The sequence below is a fragment of the Streptomyces rugosispiralis genome (assembly GCF_024505145.1).
Taxonomy (GTDB): Bacteria; Actinomycetota; Actinomycetes; order Streptomycetales; family Streptomycetaceae; genus Streptomyces; species Streptomyces rugosispiralis.
This window is the reverse complement of the sequence record NZ_JANIAA010000039.1, coordinates 57,205-78,020: the sequence shown is the minus strand read 5'-3', so window position 1 is coordinate 78,020 and position 20,816 is coordinate 57,205. Positions and strand designations below refer to the sequence as shown.

The 20,816-nt window shown below is 69.9% G+C and carries 17 protein-coding genes; 8 read left to right on the top strand and 9 right to left on the bottom strand.

Features of this window, described 5'->3' with window-relative positions:
• The first annotated feature begins 23 nt into the window (after positions 1-23).
• Genes NP777_RS37535 through NP777_RS37505 form a run of 7 tightly spaced genes read left to right on the top strand, consistent with a single transcriptional unit; the run spans position 24 to position 9,605 of the window.
• Entirely contained in the window at positions 24-1,583 is a 1,560-nt protein-coding gene (locus tag NP777_RS37535; RefSeq protein ID WP_256654662.1) for an ABC transporter substrate-binding protein, read from the top strand.
• The gene (locus NP777_RS37530) at positions 1,580-2,539 is read left to right on the top strand and encodes an ABC transporter permease (protein ID WP_256654661.1); all 960 of its coding nucleotides are present in this window, start codon (positions 1,580-1,582) and stop codon (positions 2,537-2,539) included. Before NP777_RS37535 ends, NP777_RS37530 begins: the two co-directional genes overlap by 4 nt.
• Positions 2,536-3,339: an ABC transporter permease gene (locus tag NP777_RS37525; protein ID WP_256654660.1), complete on the top strand. Its 804-nt coding sequence runs from the start codon at positions 2,536-2,538 to the stop codon at positions 3,337-3,339. The genes NP777_RS37530 and NP777_RS37525 overlap by 4 nt, the downstream gene beginning before the upstream one ends.
• Positions 3,336-4,790: an ABC transporter ATP-binding protein gene (locus NP777_RS37520; RefSeq protein WP_256654659.1), complete on the top strand. Its 1,455-nt coding sequence runs from the start codon at positions 3,336-3,338 to the stop codon at positions 4,788-4,790. Before NP777_RS37525 ends, NP777_RS37520 begins: the two co-directional genes overlap by 4 nt.
• 23 nt (positions 4,791-4,813) lie before the next feature.
• On the top strand, positions 4,814-6,193 hold the full coding sequence (locus tag NP777_RS37515; RefSeq protein WP_256654658.1) for a class I SAM-dependent methyltransferase: 1,380 nt from the start codon (positions 4,814-4,816) through the stop codon (positions 6,191-6,193).
• Positions 6,190-7,605: a class I SAM-dependent methyltransferase gene (locus tag NP777_RS48275; protein ID WP_256654657.1), complete on the top strand. Its 1,416-nt coding sequence runs from the start codon at positions 6,190-6,192 to the stop codon at positions 7,603-7,605. Before NP777_RS37515 ends, NP777_RS48275 begins: the two co-directional genes overlap by 4 nt.
• A complete protein-coding gene (locus tag NP777_RS37505) occupies positions 7,602-9,605 on the top strand; it encodes a phosphopantetheine-binding protein (protein ID WP_256654656.1) in 2,004 nt (667 codons plus the stop codon). The genes NP777_RS48275 and NP777_RS37505 overlap by 4 nt, the downstream gene beginning before the upstream one ends.
• A 43-nt stretch (positions 9,606-9,648) precedes the next feature.
• Here NP777_RS37505 and NP777_RS37500 read toward each other — a convergent pair whose 3' ends face one another.
• Positions 9,649-10,569, bottom strand: a complete 921-nt coding sequence (locus NP777_RS37500; RefSeq protein WP_256654655.1) for an NAD(P)/FAD-dependent oxidoreductase — start codon at positions 10,567-10,569, stop codon at positions 9,649-9,651.
• 105 nt (positions 10,570-10,674) lie between these two features.
• On the opposite strand from NP777_RS37500, the gene NP777_RS37495 reads away from it, so the two are divergent.
• A complete protein-coding gene (locus NP777_RS37495) occupies positions 10,675-11,763 on the top strand; it encodes a saccharopine dehydrogenase NADP-binding domain-containing protein (RefSeq protein WP_256654654.1) in 1,089 nt (362 codons plus the stop codon).
• 735 nt (positions 11,764-12,498) lie between these two features.
• Here the strand turns inward: NP777_RS37495 and NP777_RS37490 are convergent.
• The 8 genes from NP777_RS37490 to NP777_RS37455 all read right to left on the bottom strand — a co-directional run bounded on the left by NP777_RS37490 (position 12,499) and on the right by NP777_RS37455 (position 20,803).
• Positions 12,499-12,813: a hypothetical protein gene (locus NP777_RS37490; protein WP_391858650.1), complete on the bottom strand. Its 315-nt coding sequence runs from the start codon at positions 12,811-12,813 to the stop codon at positions 12,499-12,501.
• A gap of 220 nt (positions 12,814-13,033) precedes the next feature.
• The gene (locus NP777_RS37485) at positions 13,034-14,113 is read right to left on the bottom strand and encodes a hypothetical protein (RefSeq protein WP_256654653.1); all 1,080 of its coding nucleotides are present in this window, start codon (positions 14,111-14,113) and stop codon (positions 13,034-13,036) included.
• Between the two features lie 194 nt (positions 14,114-14,307).
• Positions 14,308-15,375: an ABC transporter ATP-binding protein gene (locus NP777_RS37480; RefSeq protein WP_256654652.1), complete on the bottom strand. Its 1,068-nt coding sequence runs from the start codon at positions 15,373-15,375 to the stop codon at positions 14,308-14,310.
• Complete coding sequence (locus tag NP777_RS37475) at positions 15,368-16,651, bottom strand: ABC transporter substrate-binding protein (protein ID WP_256654651.1); 1,284 nt, start codon at positions 16,649-16,651, stop codon at positions 15,368-15,370. Before NP777_RS37475 ends, NP777_RS37480 begins: the two co-directional genes overlap by 8 nt.
• 37 nt (positions 16,652-16,688) lie before the next feature.
• Positions 16,689-17,603 (bottom strand): carbohydrate ABC transporter permease, encoded by a 915-nt coding sequence (locus tag NP777_RS37470; RefSeq protein ID WP_256654650.1) that lies wholly within the window; start codon positions 17,601-17,603, stop codon positions 16,689-16,691.
• Positions 17,600-18,460, bottom strand: coding sequence for a carbohydrate ABC transporter permease (locus NP777_RS37465; protein ID WP_256654649.1), 861 nt, complete (start codon positions 18,458-18,460; stop codon positions 17,600-17,602). The genes NP777_RS37470 and NP777_RS37465 overlap by 4 nt, the downstream gene beginning before the upstream one ends.
• Before the next feature lie 132 nt (positions 18,461-18,592).
• The gene (locus NP777_RS37460) at positions 18,593-19,372 is read right to left on the bottom strand and encodes an HpcH/HpaI aldolase family protein (protein ID WP_256654648.1); all 780 of its coding nucleotides are present in this window, start codon (positions 19,370-19,372) and stop codon (positions 18,593-18,595) included.
• A 306-nt stretch (positions 19,373-19,678) separates the two neighbouring features.
• Complete coding sequence (locus NP777_RS37455) at positions 19,679-20,803, bottom strand: aminotransferase-like domain-containing protein (RefSeq protein WP_256654647.1); 1,125 nt, start codon at positions 20,801-20,803, stop codon at positions 19,679-19,681.
• Positions 20,804-20,816: the final 13 nt, after the last annotated feature.

The following is a 20,816-nucleotide window of genomic DNA, read 5'->3' as shown; positions in this document are numbered from 1 at the left end:
CCGCCTCTTCGATCGGACCGACCATGCGCAACTCCTCCCTGTCCAGACGCGGGCCACGGACCGCCTTCCTCGCCTTCGCCTCGGCCGCATCCCTGCTACTTGCCGGATGCGGCTCCGACGCCGGGCCCGGCACACCCGACGATGCCTCCGCGCGGCCCGTCGACGGCGGCACCCTGCGCTACGTGGTCGCGGGCTCCCCCGCCACCGCGAGCGACGACCCGCACGGCGGGCTCGGCAATGAATCCGACGTCATGCGCTTCGCCCTCACCTACGACGTGCTCACGGTCCCCGGGCCGAACGGCGAGCCGCGGCCACGACTCGCCGTGTCCTGGAAGCCGAACAAGACCCTTGACCGGTGGACGTTCCGGCTGCGCGAGAACGCCGAGTTCACCGACGGACGGCCGGTACGCGCCAAGGACGTGCTGTACTCGCTGACCCGGATCGCCAAGAAGGCCGCCGAGAACTACGGGCGACTGGCCGACTTCGATCTGGAATCCTCCACCGCCCCCGACGACCACACGGTGGTGCTCGCCACCCGCGCCCCGATGGCCGAGGCGCCCAAGGCGCTGGAATCCATCAGCTTCGTGGTGCCCGACGGCTCCACGGACTTCTCCAGGCCCGTGCCCGGCTCGGGCCCCTACCGGGTGGTCGGGACCGGTGCCCAGACCGCCGTCCTCACCCGGAACAAGGGCTGGTGGGGCACGCGGCCGCACCTGGACCGCATCGAGATCCGGGCGGTCGCCGACCCACAGGCCCGCGCCTCGGCCGTGACGTCCGGCCAGGCGGATGTCGCGGGCAGCGTGAGCCCGGCGGCCGTGAAGAGCGCCAAGTCCTCCTCCTCGGTGCGGATCGTCACCCGTCAGGGCGTCACCGAGTACCCGTTCATCATGCGGCTGGACACCAAGCCGTTCGACAACCCCAAGGTCCGTGAGGCGTTCCGGCTCGCCGCCGACCGCAAGGCGCTGGTCGACACCGTCTTCCTCGGCTACGGCCGGATCGCCAACGACCTGCCCACCCCCTACGACCCGTCGTACCCCAAGGACCTCAAGCAGCGCACCAGGGACGTGGCCCGCGCGAAACGGCTGCTGAAGGAGGCCGGCCACGCCCACGGGCTGAAGCTCACCCTGCACACCACGACCTCCTACCCGGGCATGGACACCGCGGCCACGCTGTACGCCGAGCAGCTCGCGGACATCGGCGTCGATGCCGAGGTCAAGGTGGAGCCCGCGGACACCTACTGGACGAGGATCTACGCCAAGAAGGACTTCTACACCGGCTACTACGGCGGGATCTCCTTCGCCGACCTGGTGCGCGTCGGTCTGCTCAGCGACTCCCCCACCAACGAGACCGCGTGGCGCAGCCGGACGTTCGACACCGGTTTCACCCGGGCCATGGGGACGCTGGACGCCAGGGCGCGCAACGCCGCCCTGGCACGTATCCAAAAGGAGCTGTGGCGGAACGGCGGATACGTGGTGTGGGGCACCGGAGACGGCCTGGACCTGGCCGCGCCCGGGGTACACGGCCTGCCCGACGGGCCCGGCTTCCAGCGGATGTTCATCGACCGCGCCTGGAAGGCGAAATGATCCCGCGCGCTCTCCTCCGCACCGTGCTGCTGGCCGTGGCGGCCACGGCCGTGGTCTTCGCCGCCACCGAAATCCTGCCGGGCGACATGGGGGACGTACGGGGCGCGGGGCGGGCGTCGGCGGAGGACGTGGCACGTGAGCGGGAGCGGCTCGGCCTGGATGTGCCCGCGCCCGTCCGGTATCTGCGGTGGCTGGGCCACCTGGTCCGGGGCGAGCTGGGCCGGTCGTTGGCGAGCGGCAGGCCGGTGGCGGATCTGCTCGCGGAGCGGCTGCCCGCGACGGCCGCGCTCGTCGTCGGCACGCTGACCGTCACGGTGGCGCTCACCGCGCTCGCTCTGGCTGTGGGGTTTCTGCGCGGGGGCCGGGGCGGGGCGCTCGCGCCCGGACTGGCCGCCGTACCGCAGGCCGTGTACGCGGCCGTGCTGGGCGCGGTGCTGTCCGGAGTGCTGGGCTGGCTGCCCGCCGTGTCGCTGCTCGCGCCCGGGAGTTCGCCCTGGGCACAGCCGCGGGCGCTGGTTCTGCCCGCCCTGACCCTGGCGCTGCCGTCGGCGGCGTTCGCCACCGTCCTGCTGCGCGGTGCGCTCACCGACGTGCTGCGTCTGCCGCACGTCGCCGACGCGCGGACGCGGGGGCTGCCGGCGCGGCTGATCCTGCGCCGGCACGTGGCGCCGTTCCTGCTGGTGCCCTCGGTGCGGGTGCTGGCGCTGATGACCGGATGGCTGACGGCCGGGACCGCCCTGGTGGAGACGGTGTACGGCTATCCGGGCACCGGCGGTCTCCTGGTGTCCTCGGTAGCCGTGCGCGACGTCCCCGTCGTTCAGGCCGCTGCCCTGATACCCGCGGTGATCGTGCTAGTCGGCATGCTGGTGGCCGATCTGCTGGACACGGCGGGCCGTCATCGGCCGGGGCGTTCTCGCCGTATGGCCCCGGTCGCGACGGCGGGTGGCGCGGCATGATCCGCATGCGACTGGACCGGGGGCCGGCCGTGCCCGCCGCGGCGGTGACATTCGTCGCTCTGGTGCTGCTGGGGCGGCAGCTCGCCCCGTACGACCCGGAGCGGCCCGTGGCCGTTCCGTGGTCGCCACCGTCCGGGAGGCTGCCGCTCGGCGCCGACGCGCTGGGGCGTGACGTACTCTCCCGGGTCGTCTCCGGCGGCGCGCGGCTGCTCACCGTCTCGCTCGCCGCGTCCGCCGCGGCACTGCTGTGCGGCGTGGCCCTCGGGCTGGTCGCGGGGTGGGGCTCGGCGTCGGTGGGCCGGGCCGTGCGCTGGGTCTGCGATCTGCTGCTGGCGGTTCCCGCCCTGATCCTCGCCCTGGTGCTGGCCGTGGCGCTGCCCGGCGCCACGGCGGTCGTGGTCGCCTCCGTGCTCAGCGGTGCGCCGCTGACCGCGCGGGTGGTGGGGGCCCGGTGTGCGGAGGTGCGGGACAGTGGCTATGTACGGTCCGCCATCGAACGCGGCGAGCGGACACCGACGGTCCTGGTGCGTGAACTCCTTCCGGCGATGAGTGGCCTGATCGCGGCCGACGCGGGACTGCGGCTGGTCACGGCGCTCCAGTTGGCCACCGCCCTCGCGGTCCTCGGCCTCGGTCCGCAGCCGCCCGCGCCGGACTGGGCCTTGATGCTGAGCGAGAACCTGCCGGGCGCGTCGCTCAATCCCGCGGCGCTGCTCGCGCCTGCCGTGCCACTGGCCCTGACCGCTTGGCTGCCGGCCTCGGCGGCCCGCGCCGCGGGGCGCCGTATGGGAGGTGCCGCATGACCGCGGAGGGCACGGCCCTGCTGGAGGCCAGCGGCCTGACGGTATGCCGTGCTGAGGACGGCTCGGTGCTGTTGGACGGCGTGGATCTGCGGGTGGGCCCCGGGGAGGTGCTCGCCATCACCGGGGCATCCGGGGCGGGCAAGAGCACACTGCTGCACGCGCTGCTGGACACCCTTCCGGCGGGGCTGCGCCGCTCGGCGGGAACGGTGCGCCGGCGCGGCGGTGTGGTTCAGCCCGGCGCCGATGGCCGCCGCTGGAGGCGAGCCCGCTGCGGCTACGTCGGCCAGGACCCGGCCGTGGCGCTCCATCCGCGCTGGCGAGTCGAACGGATCGTGGGCGAGGAGCTGACCGGGCCCCGTGCGGAACGGGCGCAACGCGTCCGCCAGGCCCTGGAACTCCTGGGCCTGGACGAGGAGTTCGCGCGTCGGCGGGCGCGCGAGCTGTCCGGCGGCCAGGCGCAGCGGGTCGTGCTGGCCCGTGCGCTGGCCGCCGGGCCGGACATCCTGCTGCTGGACGAGCCCACTTCGGCCATGGACCGGGACACGGCGCGGCGGGTGATCGAGGCGGTACGCGCCCGGCGCGGCGTACCGGAACTGTGCACCGTGCTGGTGACCCACGACCCCACGCTGGTCCGCGAACTCGCCGATCAGGTGCTGCGACTGTCCTCACCGGCCACACCTCCCTTGCCCCCGAGGGCACTTGGACCCCGGGTCGGGGAGCGGCGATCCGGTGCCCTGGGCGCGGTGCTGGCCACCCGGGGGTTGCGGGTGGTCCGGCCCGACGGCGCCGTGCTGCTCGAAGGGGCCGATCTCGACCTGGTGCCGGGCGAGTTGACCACGGTGCTGGGCCCCTCCGGCAGCGGCAAGACCAGCCTGCTGCACGCCCTGGCCGGGCGCCGCCCCGCCACCGGTGGCCAGGTGCGCTTGCGCGGACGTGCGCTCGCACCACAGGCCCACCACCGACGCCGTGACGAACTGCGGGCCGTCCAGCTCGTAGGCCAGCATCCCGCCGGAGAACTCAACCCGGCGCATCGGATCGGCCGTGCGGTGGCCCGCCCGCTGCGAGTGCTGCACGGGCTCGACGCACGCGGCTCGGCCGTCGCCGCGGCGGAACTCCTGGCCGCCGTCGGGCTCACCGCGGACCTGGCGGGCCATCGCCCGCACCGGCTGTCCGGGGGCCAGCGGCAGCGGGTCGCGCTGGCGCGGGCGCTGGCCGCCCGCCCGGACGTCCTGCTGCTGGACGAGCCCACCTCGGCACTCGACGCGGCGTCCGCGCGGGTCGTGCTGGATCTGCTCGACCGGCTCCGGGCGGAGGGCATGGCCGTGCTGGCGGTCACGCACGACCCCGCCGTGGCACGGCGCGCGGACCAGGTGCTGCACCTGCGCGGCGGCTGGCTCGTGCCCCACGGTCCGGTTGATCCGCTTCCCACTGTCACTGGACGAACGTCATGACCGAACAGAACGAAGGGACGCCCATGTCCACTGAGGCGACCGTCGATCCGGTAGTTGCCCTCGTCGCCGGCCACCCGTGGGTGGCCGGGGCGCACGCCGCACCGGACGGCCGGATCCTGGTCCGGCCGCGCCCGTCCGCCACGGCGGCGCGCCCCGTCCCCGGGCCGCTGCTGCACGAGTGCCTCGACCACTGGGCCGAGGTCTACGACTGGGTGTATCAGGACGCCCAGGGCCGGCACACCGACGACCTGGACCTCTCGGGGTGGCGGGCGTCGGACACCGGGCTGCCCCTCCCCACCGAGCACATGCGGGACTGGCTGGACCGCACCGTCGACCTCGTGCTGTCCCGGCGGCCGCGCCGCGTCCTGGAGCTGGGCTGCGGCACCGGGCTGCTGGCCCACCGCCTCCATGCGCGGCTGGACGGATACGTGGGCACCGACGTGGCGCCGGCCGCGGTGGACCGGCTGCGCCGAGCCGGTCTGCCCGGCACCGCGTTCGTCCGCGCCGCCGCCCACGAGGCGGGGACGGCGGACGTGCGGCGGGCGATGGACACCGTCTTCGGCGCGGGGGTCCGCCCCGACTGCGTCCTGCTGAACTCGGTCACCCAGTGCTTCCCCAGTCTCGACTACCTCGCGGCCGTCCTGCACGAGGCGCTGGACGCGGTCACGGACCCGGGCACGGTGATCGTCGGTGACATCCGCCACTCCGGGCTGCTCACCGACCACTTCACCTGGCTGGAGCGGGCCCGGTCCCCCGAGTCCGACCCGGACACCCTCGACGCGCGGGTGAAGGCCGCCATCGCCGCCGACGAGGAACTGTCCTTCGCCCCCGAAGCCGTGGCCGCGGCGGTGGCGACGCACAGCAGGCCCGTACGGATGAGCGTGCGCGCCCGCACCATGGAACTGAATACCGAACTGACCCGCTACCGGTACGACATCGTCCTGCATGCCGGCGTACGACCGCGGACCGGGCCCGGCGCCGACGGGGTACGGCGGGCCCGGTGGTCCGGCCACCAGAGCAAGGGGCTGCCGGTGGCGCTGCGCGCCGCGCTGAGCGAGCGGCCGGTCATTGTCTCGGCCATCCCCAACGCCCTGCTCAGCGATGCTCCGGGGGCCGTCACGCCCTTTGCCCTGCGCCGGGCGCTGCACGGTCTGGACGCCGCCGTCCTCCTCGACGCCGACGACCCGCGCATGCTGGCCGTCGCCGCGCCCGCCGACTGTGCGTACGCCGCGTCCGCGCCCACCACGCCCGTCGTACGGGGGCCGGTGGCCCATGAACCGCTGACCGCGTTCGTGCGCCGCAGACTGCCGGAGGTGTTGGGGGACCACATCCGCCGGTTGGCGCCGGACACGACGCCGCCCCGGATCGCCGTCGTGGACGGGACCGGGGAGGCGACGCCGTGAACGAGCCGCTGTCCGCCGCGCTGACAACACTGCCCGATGTCGCCGCCTGGCAGTGGGTCCCCGGCACACCGGGCGGCACCCTGCTGGTCGCCGGGCGGCAGCGGGACACCCGCCGCGCGGCGCCGGGCACCGTCCCGGTGGACGAGGTGATCGCCGTGGGCGATGCCTCCGTGGCCGGGCGGGATCTGACGACCCTGCCCCGGCTCACCCGGCTGCTGGACGAGGTGGCGCTGTTGGCCATGGCCCGGACGCTGGACCGGGCGAACCTCTTCCGCCAGGGCCGGGAGCACGATGCCGCACACGCGGTGGAGGCACTCGGCACCGCCCCGCGGCACGCCTGGATCGTCCGTCGGTGGCTCACCACGCTGACCGCCGAGAAGCGGCTCGATCACGACACGGCGACCGGCCGGTACCGGGACCTGGTGGCACCGGACCGGGCGGAGTACGCGCGGGCCCGCCGCACCCTGCGAGAGGCGTGCCGAGGTCTGGACTACCCACCGTCGATGACGCGTTTCTTCCTCGCCGCGGCCGACCGCCTTCCGGCGCTGCTCAGGGACGAGACCGGGTTGCAGGATGTGCTCTTCCCCGGCGGAGGGACGGACACCGCCGAGGGCAACTACCGCGACAACATCCCGAGCCGGTGGGCGAACCACGCCGCCGCGGCGCTCATCGCCGACGAGGCGCGGGCCCGCGGCGGGCCGGGGCCGCTGCGCATCCTGGAAGTGGGGGCCGGGGTGGGCGGGACCACCCTCCCCGTCCTCGGCGCCCTCGCGCACACCGAGCTCGACTATCTGTTCACCGACGTGTCCCGGTTCTTCCTCGGCTCCGCTCAGTCCGCCTTCACCGACCACCCGGGGCTGCGGTTCGCCCTGTTCGACATCAACGCCGCCCCCGTCGGCCAAGGGCTGGCCGTCGGCTCCCGGGACGTGATCCTGGCCGCCAACGTCCTGCACAACGCCCGCCACATCGGCAGCGCCCTGGCCGGCCTGCGTGAACTCCTCGAACCAGGCGGCCTGCTGGTGCTCATCGAGTCCTGCCGCGAGCACTACCAGGCGCTCACCTCGATGTATCTGCTGATGTCCCCCGCCGCCGACGAGGGCTGGTTCACCGATCTGCGTGCCGGCCAGGACCGGGTCTTCCTCACCGCCGAGGAGTGGACCGACCAGCTGGACGCGGCCGGGTTCGACCCGCTGCCCGCATTGCCGGGCGACGAGCACCCGCTGGCCGCCGCCGGGCAACGGGTGCTCGCGGGCCGGGTCCGGCCCGCGAGCACCCACCGCCCGGACCCGGCCGGTATTCCGGCCGCGCTCGCCGGCCGACTGCCCGCATCCCACCGCCCCGCACGGGTCCACGCCGTCGACCGCCTCATCCCCTCGTCCGCCACCACCACCGAGATCGGAGCGTTCCGTTGACCACGACTCCCGCCACCGCCGAGGCCACCGCGCCCGCCGCCCTCGTCGACGCCGTGCGTGCGGTGTGGGCCGATGTGCTGGAGACCGATGTGGCCTCCGTACCGGCCGAGGCCGCCTTCCTCAGCCTCGGTGGCGACTCCGTACTGACCGTGCGCATGGCAGCCCTCATTCGCAAGCGGCTGGGTGTGGCCCTGGCACTCTCGGACGTCCGGGTCGAACACACCGCCGCCCACCTGGCCGTCGTCATCCAGGAGCGGAGCGCAGGAACCGGGTCGCTGCGCCCGCTGCCGCTGGAACTGACCCGGCGCGAGGACCCCGAGGCACCCTTCCCCCTTCTCCCGCTCCAGCAGGGGTACTTCGTCGGCCAGCAGGGCGGATGGGAGCTGTCCTACCGCTCGGCCCACCACTACGTGGACATTGGTCTGCTGGACATCGACCCCGATGAGATCGGCGAGGCGCTCCAGGACGCGCTGGAGCGCCTCGCGGAACACCAGGCGGTTCTCCGTGCGCGGGTCCTGCCCGACGGACAGCAGAAGATCCTGCCCCTGGACGACCCGGAGGCCATGCCGCGCCTGCGGGTGACGGATCTGAGAGCGGCGGGCGAGGACGAGATCGCCTCACGACTCGACGCGATCCGGAAGGAGATGAGCACCGAAGGGCCGGATCCGGCGCACGGCTGCGGCCTCGACATGCGACTGACCCTGCTGCCCGGCCGAAAGGCACGGCTGCACTCCTCGACCAGTCTGCTGATCATCGACGGCTGGTCCTCGGGGGTGTTCTACCGTGATCTGTTCGCCCTCGCCTCGGACTACAACGCCGTCCTCGCCCCCCTGGAGGTCGACTTCGGGGACTACGCGACCACGCTGGAAGGGCTGCCGGAGACCGAACAGTGGCGGGCCGACCGCGACTGGTGGTGGGAACGCCTCGACGACTTCCCCCTTCCGCCCGCGCTGCCGCTGACCGCCGATCCGGCCGAGGTGCGGCCCACCCTGATGGGAACGCGGCAAGCCGTACTGGACGCGAAGCGATGGGCCGCGCTGCGGGAACAGTGCGCCCGGCACGGCGTGACCCCCTCCGCCGCGATGTTCGCGGCCTTCTCCACCGCGGTGGCTCGCGCCTGCGGACACCGGCGGTTCCTGCTCAACACCCTCCAGTTGAACCGCCTGCCGCTCCACCCGGATGTGCCGCGGCTGGTGGGCGCCTTCTCCTCCACGGTGCTGTTGCCGGTGGCACTGCCGGACTCCCCGGTGTTCGCGGATCTCGCGGCCGACGCCCAGCGGAACCTCGGTGAGGCCCTGGCGCACAACCTGGTGACCGGTGTGGAGGTCTCCCGGGAACTCGGCCGCAGGCGGGGCACCCGGCGGCCGGTGGCGCCCGTGGTCTTCCAGAGCACCCTGGGGGTGGACGCCGCACTCGGCAGCGAGGTCCCGCACAGCGCGGGACCGCTGGGCACCATCGATCTGCGAAGCCACCACCAGCAGCTGCGCACCCCACAGGTGGCGCTGGAGGTACGGCTGTTCGAGCTCCGGGACGAGCTGGTGGTGGTCTTCTCCCTGGTCGAGGAGATCTTCGCGGCGCCGGACGTGGACCGGATGTTCCACGACGTGATGGGCATCGTTACGTCCCTTGTGGACGAGGACGGCTGGTCCGCACGGGTCATGCTGCCCGAGGCCCTGGACGCTCCGGAGGAGGAGACCGGAGGCGGGCGGCTGTCCGTTCCGGCCGTGCCCGCTCCGGCCACCGCCGACGAGGCGGGCGCGCCACGCGACGGGACGGAACGGGAGATCGCCCGGCGCTGGGCCGCGCTGCTCGGCTGCTCCGTGGAAGACCGGGCCACGGACTTCTTCGGCCTCGGCGGGGATTCGCTGCTGGCGGTGCGGATGCTCGGCGCGCTCGCCCGCGACGGCGTGGCGCAGGTGACGCCCCGGAGTTTCCTGGAACGTCCGACGGTGGCGGGTCTCGCCGCCGCCATACGCGAGGGGGCAGGCGTCCGGCCCTGACCGTGCCGTGGCGGGGGCCGACCGGCCCCCACCACGGGTGTCCTCAGCCTCCGAGCCCGGCGTCCTCGCGGAAGAGTTCCTGGTCGATCCAGACTGCCGCACGCGCACCGTCGGCAGCCCCGGCGATCACGAAGGTCACCGCGTCGGGCAGCGCCTCCATCCGGGCGGTGTCCCCGGCGGCGTACACGCCGGCGACAGAGGTCCGCTGGAACTCGTCCACCCGTACACAGCCGTCGGGCAGCAGCGTGCAGCCGAGTTGCTCGGCGAGAGCGGAGTGCTGGCGGGTGGGCGCCCGGTGGTAGACGGCCTGGCGTTCCACCACCTCGCCGTCGGCGAAGACCAGCCGCAGGGCGTCCTCCTCCCCCTCGATCCGGGACAAGGGCGTCTCGCGGACCTCGATACCGGCGGCGGCGAGCTTGTCGGCGGCCTGCTCGGGAACGGGATGTCCGTCCGTGCAGACCACCACGTCGTCGCTGAACCGGTCCCTGACGTACAAGGCCAGCATGACCTGCGGCAGTTCCCGGCCGAGAACGGCGAGCGTCTTGCCGCGGGTCTCCCAGCCGTGGCAGAACGGGCAGTGGTAGACACCGCGTCCGAAGCGCTCGGCGAGCCCTTCGACCCCGTCGGTGAGATCGACCTGGCCGGTCGCCAGGACCACCTTGCGCACGCGGTGTGTCGCTCCCCCGGAGAGCGTCGCCTCGAAGCCGCCGTCAGTCGGCACGAGGGAAGTGACCGCGTCTTCCACCAGTTCCACACCGGGGTAGGCCGACAGCTCTTCGCGCCCGAGCTTGCGCAGTTCCGCGGGCGAGAAGCCGTCACGGCTGAGGAACATGTGCATCTCGGCGGCGGGGGCGTTGCGCGGCTTCCCGCTGTCCACCAGCAGCACCCGCCGACGCTGGCGACCCGATACCAGGGCCGCGTTGAGCCCGGCCGGGCCCCCGCCCACTACAAGTACGTCGTACATCTCGTCCTCCTCGCTGATTCCCGGCACCTTCACCGGTTCCGGAGATGACAATAGTTATCATTTTCATACGCATCCAGTGACAGTGACCGGCGAAGGAAACCCACGATGGACAGCACCACGACAATCGGCGTGCTCGGCGGCTACGGAGCCGTCGGCAGCGCCGCGGTACGCCGGCTGCGTCAGGCGGGCACGGGCCCGCTGCTGATCGCGGGGCGCGACCCCGCACGGGCCGCCGCCTTCGCCCGCTCCCTCAGCCCCGCGGGCCCCCCGGTCGAGGCACTCGCCGTCGATCTGGACGATCCCGCTTCCCTCGACCGCTTCGCCGCCCGCTGCCGACTGGTCGTCAACTGCGCGGGCCCCTCCTACCGCGTCCTGGACACGGTCGCCCGCGCCGCACTGCACCGCGGCGCCGACTACGTGGACGCCGCGGGCGACGACCCGGCCGCCATCCGTCTCCACGCCCGGTGCGATCGGCGCGACTGGCTCACGGCCGGGCGAACAGCCGTCCTGTCCGCCGGGGCGCTGCCGGGCCTCTCCGGACTCCTCCCGCGCGCCCTGGCCATGGACACCGACCGCCCCGTACGCCTCGACGCCTACCTGGGCGGAGTCGCGGCCCTCACCCCGGCGGCCGCGGGTGACGTCCTGCTCAGCCACGGCCCCGAACACGGCGTCCCCGGGGCCGCCTGGCGCGAGGGCGGCGTGCGCCCGCGTACACTCGAACCCCGCCGCGGCCTCTCCCTGGCAGCCTTCCCCCAGCCGGTGAACGCCTTCCCCTTCCTGTCCACCGAGGCGGGGCGGCTGGCCCGCGCGCTGAACATCGGCGAGATCCGCTGGTACACCGTCTTCGGGGGCGACCGGCTACCCGAGGAACTGGCCATGGCCTGGGCCCTGGGCGACGCCGATCCAGCGGCCCTCGTGACCGCCGCCGCCGAGGACATACGACGCCACGGCTCCTGGTACGGACAGGAATTCCACCTGTGGACCGGCACCCCGGACGGCCCGCCCGCGCACACGCTGACCCTGCGCGCCGACGACTCCTACGACCTCAGCGGCCTCATGACAGCGGCCACGACGCGAGCGCTGCTCACAGGGGGCATCCCACCCGGCGTCCACTTCGCGGCCGACGTCCTTGACCCACGGGAGACGACGGCAGCACTCTCAACCGATCCGGCGGCCCGCATCGAGATCAACTGAGCCCTTCACGGCCACCTGGACATCTCACCCGTTCGCCACGCCAACCTTCTATTAGATGACCTCAGAAGATCGCTTCACGCGGCACCATGCGAAAGGATCAGTCATCTGCCGGACCTTCCTCGCCCGCACCGTCAACCCTCCAGCGAGACCGAGAAGTCGCTCGCCCGATCTCCGCAGACGATGCCTCGATCGGCAGATGGTCGGTCCTTGTCGAGCCCACCATGGCCACCAGCATCCGGGATCTGGCCGCCCCCGCACGCAGTCGCTTCCGCAGCGTCTCAGCCGAGATCGGCCGTTGATACGTCTCCCGATGACAGGCGTCTTCTGCCGGCGCACGCTTCAGAAGAGCGTCCCCATCAGACCCGTGCTGAGGGCACTGATCCACCTCATTCGAAGACAGGACATGAGGTTGATCGATGTCGACGCTCTCCGGTTCGATCACCGCCTCAGCATGTTCCGCAGGGTACCGCTGAGTCCTGAGCTCTCAGGCTCAGGCACCCCCTCACCCTCGACTCCACTGATGGCTTGCAGAAGTCCTGGGCCCACCTCTGCCCATCCAATGAGCAGCAGCGGCCCGACTGCGTCGAAAGCGGCTTTTACCATTCTGGCCAGCCGGCAGCGGGTCCGTCACATTCAACGCCAAAGTTATCAAGCTGGAGAAAACCAACAACCTACGCGCCGGTCGAAGCTGCTCCCGACTCGCTCCCCGCAGCGCGAGATACCGCGTGCCTGCGCTCACCGGCGCCGGGGAATCAGCGAGGACAGTGCCGCGAACCACCGCCGATCTGCCGGCTCGTACCGCACCGGTCCCGACTGTTGCCTACGCAGCACCGCGTTCTCGTGCCGCCGTACCAACGGTGCCGCTTCCTTGGATGCGTCCCGCCGCAGCAGCAACGCCGGGACCGTGAGCGCTTTCCGAGCCACCTGGTACACCAGAGAAACGATTACCCGGACATGGGTCCAGCAGACCGTGATGGCGCGCCAGACCACCTCCGAGCAGCAGCGACGAGTTTCCGAACGGCACAGGCCGAGCTGTTCGTCCTGGGACACGACACCGTCACCAAGCAGTTTGAGGCTGATGCGGCGAGTTCACATTCCCGGCCCATGTCAGAGATCGATCTCCTTGTGACCGTTTACAGAGTTGGACTGGGGGCGCCTCTTCAACGCATGCAGGTCTCATGGCAGACGGCACCTCGCGATCACGCCTCACCATCACGCACCGACGAATTAACCTGGTCGGGCGTCCTGGTTCAGCATCACCCTTGCGGCGTCAGCACGCGCCGGCCTCCAGATCATTGAGGTTTTCTGTAGCTTGCCAGAGTTCCTCGATGTGGCGTGCGGTGCGTCGGGCGCCAGTGGTTCCGAGGAAGAAGAAGTGGTTGCCGGGCATGGACCGGACGAGTTCTGTGGACAGCTGCCGGCTGTGTGCTTGCAGGTGAGCCCAGGTGTCATCTGGTAGCGTTGTCGCTTCGGAAAGTTGCCATTGCAGCCGCCAGGCGGTGATCGCCGGCCAGGTGAGGTGGTCGCTCAAGGCGTGCCGAGCGTCCTGAGCGCTCTGCGGGACGATGGCCGCACAGACGGGGAACTCTGCCCACCGGCCCGTCCCGGTCTCGCGGATTGCGGCCTCGATGTCATGGATGCTGGCCCGCCCGTCCCAGTGCTGCGCCTCACCGCGCAGTCCGACCGAGTGGCGGCACAGGTAGTGCCGTACGTATTCGTCCCGCGACATGATCGGCCGGTGTGGTTCGGCCTGGGCAGTGATCTGCCCGTACCAGTCGTCCAGCCGCTTTGGCGGATGCCGCGGGGCTGGTTCCCACAGGCCATCGGGGGTCAATGGCTCGCCCGCCGGACGGACGGGCACAAGCCCAGGTATCGGAGCCGAAGCCGCGAGCGAGATGAAGCAGCGCAGATCGAGATCGATCCGCTGGGCGGTCTGGGCGAACGGATGGACCGAACGTCCGGCCATGCTCCAGCCGCAGAGAATAACTCCGGCCTGGAGCCGGTGCTCGGCGACGATCCGTTGAGTGAGCACCGCTGCCGCTTCAGCCCACCGGTCGACGGTCAGCTCTGGGTGCGCCGCCGGGAAGACCGGGTGATCCGATGGATACGACAGCGCGAGCACCGTGAATCCACCTGCCGCAAGCCAGTGCGCGAGAAAGCTGTCCGGGCGAGCGCCCCGGTGCCCGTAGCTGACCCGAGCCAGATGGCCACCGCCTGAGAGGAAGACGACGAGTGGCCGACGGGGATCGCCAATGCGCAGATAGGTCAGGACCGGTAGCCCCTCGCTCCACTCAAGGGACTCACCGTCCACCCATTCGTCGCCCGGCGCGCCCGTCAGGAGCATTGACATCTTTCGGTTGCCTTTCAAGCTTTGGGTGATCAGATGCAACGCAGCGGGAGGCACGCGACCGGGCTGGCCTCTTCTCATGGCCCCTATTGGCCTGGGGTGACACTGCGTCTAGCGCAGCGAACCCGGTGCGGTCCAAGGCCGGTGGCGGCCGCAGGTGGCCGTACAGCTGCCACCGTTCCTCGTCGCGACGCTGCTTATAGGTCGATCCGTATGCCCTCGGCGTCGAACAGATGCAGGCGTTCGGTGTCGACGGAAAGGTGCACAGTGCCTGATGTGACGGTTCCCACCGGCAGCCGGGCCTTGAGCTTGTGGCCACTGGCGAGAGTGATGTGGGCGAGTTCCTCGCTGCCGAGCAGTTCGAGGAGCCTGACCCGGCCGGTGAGAGTGACGTGGGGGTGGCTTGCCGAGGTGTCGGCCGCTCGAAGGTCCTCGGGCCGGATGCCGATGCACGCCGTCGTGGCGGCCTTCGGCGCCCGGAGTTCGACGATCGGCGACCCGTCGGGCGTTCGGAAGTACCCGTCCTGGACGGTGCCGTCGAGAAGGTTCATGGCTCCGAGAAACGAAGCGGTGAACCTGTTCGCCGGGCGGGCGTAGACCTCGCGTGGAGTGGCCTGTTGCTGCAGTTGTCCCTCGTTCAGGACGGCTACCCGGTCGCCAAGTGTGAGTGCCTCGGTCTGGTCGTGGGTGACGTAGACGACCGTGGTGCCGAGCTTCTGGAACAGCTCGTGCAATTCGGTGCGCATATCGACCCGCAGTGCGGCGTCGAGGTTCGACAGCGGCTCGTCCATCAGCAGCACGGACGGCCGGCGGATCAGCGCTCGCCCGATGCCGACGCGCTGTTTCTGCCCACCGGACAGCTGGGCCGGTTTCTTCTCCAGATGCGAGGTCAACCGCAGCAGCCGCGCGATCTCGGCGACCCGCCCAGTGCGCTCGCCTCGCGGCACCTTGCTCATGACCAGCGGGAACTCGATGTTGGCGGCGACTGTCTTGGCCGGGTACAGGGCGTAGTTCTGGAAGACCATGGCTGTACTCCGGCGCTGGGGGTCGGCATGAGTCATGTCACGGCCGTTGATCCGGATCGTTCCGCCGGTGGGGTTGTCCAGTCCGGCGATGCAGCGCAGCAGGGTGGTCTTGCCGCAGCCGCTGGGCCCGACCAGGGTCAGTGTTTCGCCGGCCTGGCAGGACACGGTCACTTGGCGCAGGGCCTGGTCCGTCGGCCCGAATGTCTTGGTCACGTCGACGCAGTCGATTCCTTCAGCCATGGTTCTTCAGGATCTCGTTGACCGCGTTCCGCGACTCGGTGAGCGCCTTCTCAGGGGATTCACTGCCGCCCAGTGCCTGGAGGAGGCTCTTCTCGATCGCGTCGTTGGCCTCGACGTCGTGGCCGCCGGGGTAGGTCTGCCACTGGTTCAGGTGGGGGATGGCGTCCAGCGGTGTCCGCCGGTTGGGCTTCTCGCTGAAGTACTTCTTCAATTCCGGGCTCTTCAGGGCGGCGGAGTTGACGGGCAGGTAGCCGGACGCAAGGGTCAGTGCCGTGCTCGCTGTTGGACTGACCAGTTGCTGAATGCTCTTGAGGGCGGCCGCCTGACGGTGAGGGTCTTTGGTGAGCAGGACGATCGCCGCGCCGGACGCGGGTGCGCTGCGCGTGCCGCCGTCTTCGATGGGGACCTGTCCGGTGGCGACGGTGAACTTCGCGCTCTTGTTGATGTTGCCGAGGTTTCCGTTGGACTGGATCAGCATGCCGGCGTCGCCGTTGATGAACGCCTGGACATTGGGGCTGGTGTCCGACGTACGGGCGAGCAACGGCATGGCCTTGTCCTTGACCAGGCCGCGCCAGTAGTTGACCACCGCTCGGCCCTGGGAGCTGTTGAACGCGGCGCTGGTTTCGTCGGAGTTGAGCATCGCGCCGCCGGCACTTGCCAGTTGCTGCTGGAAGTCGATGTTGCTGCCGCCGTTCCAGTCCATCACGATGCCGTACTTATGCTTGGCCGGATCCGCCAGCTTCCTAGCGTCCTTGCGCAGCTCACTCCATGTGGTCGGCAGATGCGTTGGATCAAGCCCGGCAGCCTTGAACATATCCGCGTTGGCGTAGAGGATCCGCGTCGCGACGCCATATGGAATCCCGTATTGCTTTCCGTTGTACTGGGTGAGCTTCAGGAACTTCGGGTCGATGTTCTTGGTGTTCAGACTGCCCTTGGCGATCGCGGTGTCCAGTGGCTGGGCGATGCCGAGGTCGACCAGACCGCGCAGGTTGTTCAGCCCGACCAGAGCCACATCCGGCAGGCGACCGGTGCCTGCCTCGCGGATGATCCGCTGCTGGACGTCGTTGTAGTTCTTGCCCGCGAGGACAAGGTTCACCCGAGGGGCGTTCGACTCTTTCTCCAGCGGCTTGATGGCAGTTTTCAACGGATCGGCGTAGAGACTGGCCTGCGTGTAATAGACGCTGACAGCGCCGTCCTTGGTGTTCGATGTGCCGCAGGAAGTTACCCCGGCCAGGAGGCCAACGGATGCCAGTGCCGCGGTAATTCTCCAACGCATGGTTCTGCTCCTCGAAAAATAAAACCGAATGGGATACTTAGTCCGGGGTGTTCGACAGTACGAGACCGCGAACGAAATGACGTTGGGCGAGCAGGAATCCCACCACGAGCGGAAGCACCGCCAGCGTGGCGGCGGCCATCTGGGCGGCAAAGTCGTTGCTTTCCGAGTTGGCGAATGCCGAAATACCGTAGGGCACGGTTGCCGCATTGTCACTCGACAGGACAAGGCTCGGCCAGAAGTAGTCGTTCCAGTGGGAGACGATACTGAAGACCGCGAATGCGGTGAGCGCCGGCCGGGCCATCGGCAGGACGATTCGCCACACCGTTGTCCAGTTACTTGCTCCATCGAGCCGCGCGGCATCCAGTACGTTCTGCGGAATACCTAGAAAGAACTGGCGGAGCAGGAACACGCCGAAGGCGCTGGCGAGGAAAGGTGAAATCATCGACAGGCGATTGTCCAGGAGGCCCGCCTTGGCGAACAGCAAATACAAGGGTACGGCGACGACCTGCATCGGCAGCATGGTGGCGAACAAAACCAACCCGAGTGCCAACTTGCTGCCGCGAAACCGCATCCGTGCCAGCGCGTAGGCGGCCGGGACGGCGAGAAGCACCTGGCCAAGGAAGATCAGCCCGGTCACTGCCACGCTGTTGAGGAAGTACCGTCCCATCGGCACCGTGTCGAAAACGCGCTGGTAGGCGTCGAAGGTCGGATGCCGCGGCAGGAGGTTGCTGCTGTAGACCTCGTCGTCCGGTTTGAAGGAGCTGAACACCATCCAGGCGAATGGCGCGAGCATGACGATGGCGCCCAAGGCCAGCAATATGTGCCGGGGTATGTCGCTGGCGGCAGCCCGCCGCAGGACGCTTCCCCAGCCACGACCGGATGCGTCCGGGGGCTCTGCTCGGCCCGGCGACAGAACGCCGGTGGCATGGTGCGATTGTGTGCCGGTGGTCATCGGGCGCCCGCCTCGCTCAGTCGTCGGCCGAATGACCGCATCTGCACCAGCGTCACCAGCATGACGGTGGCCAGCAGCACGATGCTGATCACGGCCCCTCCGCTGATGTCCTGGTAGAAAACCCCTCGCCGGTAGAGTTCGTAGCTCAGGGTTGAGGTACTGCCGACTGGGCCGCCCTCGGTCATCAGCGCCACGGTGTCGTAGACGCGCAGCGCGCTGATGGTGCTGATGACGACGGCGAACACCGTGGTCGGCCCGAGAGCGGGCCACTGGACGTGCCAGAACCGATGCCAGGCGTTCGCGCCGTCGAGACGGGCCGCCTCCAGATGCGCGGTGGGCACGTTGGCCAGCCCCGAAAGAAACAGTACGACCGCGTATCCGAGCTGGTGCCACACTCCCACGAGAGCAACCGCCGGGAGCGCGAGCGAACTGTCGCTCAACCAGTTCGTCACTCCGAACAACTGGCCCACCGTGGAGTCGATCAGCCCTCGTTCCGGGTAGAACATCCACTTCCAGACGATGCTCATCGCCGCGAGGGTGCTGGCGAACGGCAGAAAGTACACCGTCCGCCAGAAAACCTTTCCACGCCGCACACTGTGAATGGTGAGGGCGATCAGAAGACCGAGCACCGTGACGGCCGGCACGGTGAAGAGCGAATACAGCAGAGTATTGACAAGAGCTTGGCGCAGTTCCTCACTGCCCAGCACCCGACGGAAGGAGTCGAGGCCGGTGAACCGGGCGTTGCCGCCGGCCAGCGGCCAGTCGAGCAGGGCCAGCACCACCGTCGATGCTGCCGGAAGTACCGAGAACACCCCCAGGAACAGCAAGAACGGACCGCACAGCACATATGCGCCCACGCGCTTCCGGAAAGATGCAGTCCGCAATGCACCCGTAGGTGCACCACCTGCTGATTGATGGAGAGACAGAGTCATGTGGCCGCCCTTGCGGTGTGGAACCGGTTCCACGCGACGGAACCGTTTTTCTTGTGGTCAGACGCCAAGATCGACGCGCGCCCGGGCGACAGCATCGATCATGAGCGGAGCCGGGAGGAATTGCAGGACTCGGGCGCCGGCTTCGACGTAGTCGGCAGCCCACTCGGCACTGCGGGAACCGACGGAGATCCCCACCGCCTTGCCTGCGGCGGTGGCTTGCTCGATGCCTTCGCGGACGGCCTTCCGGACTTCAGGGTGCATCGTGTCGCCGGTGTGTCCCAGAGTCGCCGCGATGTCGTTGGGGCCGAAGGTAAGGACGTCGACACCCGGAACCGCGACGATCTCTCCGATGTTCGCCAGACCGGTCGGATCCTCGATCGTGCAGACGACCAGCGTCTCACGATTCGCGAACGCGAAGGCGTCCTGCGTGTCCAGGCCGAGCGCCCAGCGGGCGTGCATGCCATGCCCGCTGGGCGAGGTGAGCGTGCGGTCGCCTTCCGGCGCGAACTTCACCGAAGCTACGGCAGCGGCCGCATCGCTCGCCGTTCGGGTGTGGGCGAAGGTGAGTCCGCTCACGCCGCGGTTGAGGAGCTGCACGACGAAGTCGGGCTTGCGTTCTGAGATCCTTGCCGTGGGGACAATGTCGGCGGCTTCGGCGGAACGTACCGCGTGCTCGATGCTCTCCAGCGTGTAGGGCCCCTGTTCGCAGTCGAAACGCACAAAGTCCAGCCCGGCCAAGGCGGCGTATTCGACCATCATCGGGTCTGGTGTGTCCAACCCGAGTCCGAAAACCATTTCACCGAGGAGGATCTTTTCCTTCATCGTATTTTTCTTCATACTGCTTCCCTGCCGCGGTCAAAATGGAGGTCATGGGTGAACGGGGCGCAGCCGCACGCGGTCATATGCGAGCGCGAGCGGCCTCGGTGTCAGCGTGAATACGCTCAACAGGAGGATCGCCAAGCCGGTCAGGACTGGTGCCGAACAACTCAAGATGGTCGACACCATCGTGCAGGATCCGTCGTGGGTACTGACTTCCTCGATACCCGAGGTGGCCGGTCGAGTCGGAATTACGGGGGCCAGGGCCCCCGGCCAGGGAGTGATTTTCCCTTCCGGGATGACCGTATGGCAACAGCGTTGCGTGCGCTACGGGCGCCGAACGATGTTTGCCTGTCGTTCATGTGGTGACAGGGCGGAGATGATTTCCAGTCCCCGTCGGACCTGAGCCCGGTCGAGCGGAGTGCTCAGTGACAGCCGCACCCGGAGTGGCACAGGGTGGCTGTCGACGGCGAACATCTCGGCCGGTCTGACCAGCACACCGCGTTCCGCGGCGGCCGCGGCGTAGCTGTGTGAGGTGTGCCCGGTCGGCACGCGCAGCCACAGATGCATGGCCGCGTCCTGGGTGTCGTAGTGCAGCCCGTGCAGCAGTCGCGCGGCGAGTCGCTGTCGTGCGGCCGACTCCCGGTGGATGGCGGCGGCGATGGCGGTGGCCTGGCCGCCGTCGATCCAGCGGCGGACCACCTCGGCGGACAGCGGATTCGCCACCCAGTACGACAGCCGCACGAGGGGCCGCGTCATGGCCTCGGCGGCAGGCCCGTCGGGGCCGAGGAGGTATCCGACCCGGAGCCCCTGAGTGAGCGACTTGGTCAGCCCCATCGAGTACCAGGTCAGCTCCGGGGCCAGGGTCGCGATCGGCGGCGGCGTGTCCGGGTGAAGGGCGCCGAGCACATCGTCCTCGAATACCGGCACCCCGTATCGGCGTGCGACGGCGACGATCTGATGCCGTCGTTCCAGGCTCATCGTTGTCGTGGTCGGGTTGTGGTAGCCGGGATTGCAGTAGATCAGCCGGGGTTTGAACTTGCGGCACGCCGCGGCCAACGACTCGGGCACCATGCCGTCGTCGTCAAGATCAACGGGGTGTAGGTGCACCCTGGCGCGCTCGGCCAGGTTGCCGATGGACCCGTAGGTGAGCCCTTCGGCCAGTACGGCATCCCCCGGGGCGGCCAGGTGGCGCAGGACCAGCAGGAGCGAACTCTGCGTTCCGTTGGTCAGCAGCAACCGGTGAGGCTCTGGCGCGGGCATCCGCCGCGCCATCCATCGGGCCGCCGCGAGGCGGTCTTCCGGCCCGCCGCCGGGCTTGCTCTCGTGGAGCAGCATCCGGGCGCCGGGGTCGGCGGCGATGGCCCCGAGGGTGTTGATCAGTGCGTCGCCCACCTCGGGCGGGGCCGGCGGTATGGATCGGGTGAAGTCGGCGACGATGTCGCGTTGCATGGAGTCCCCTCTC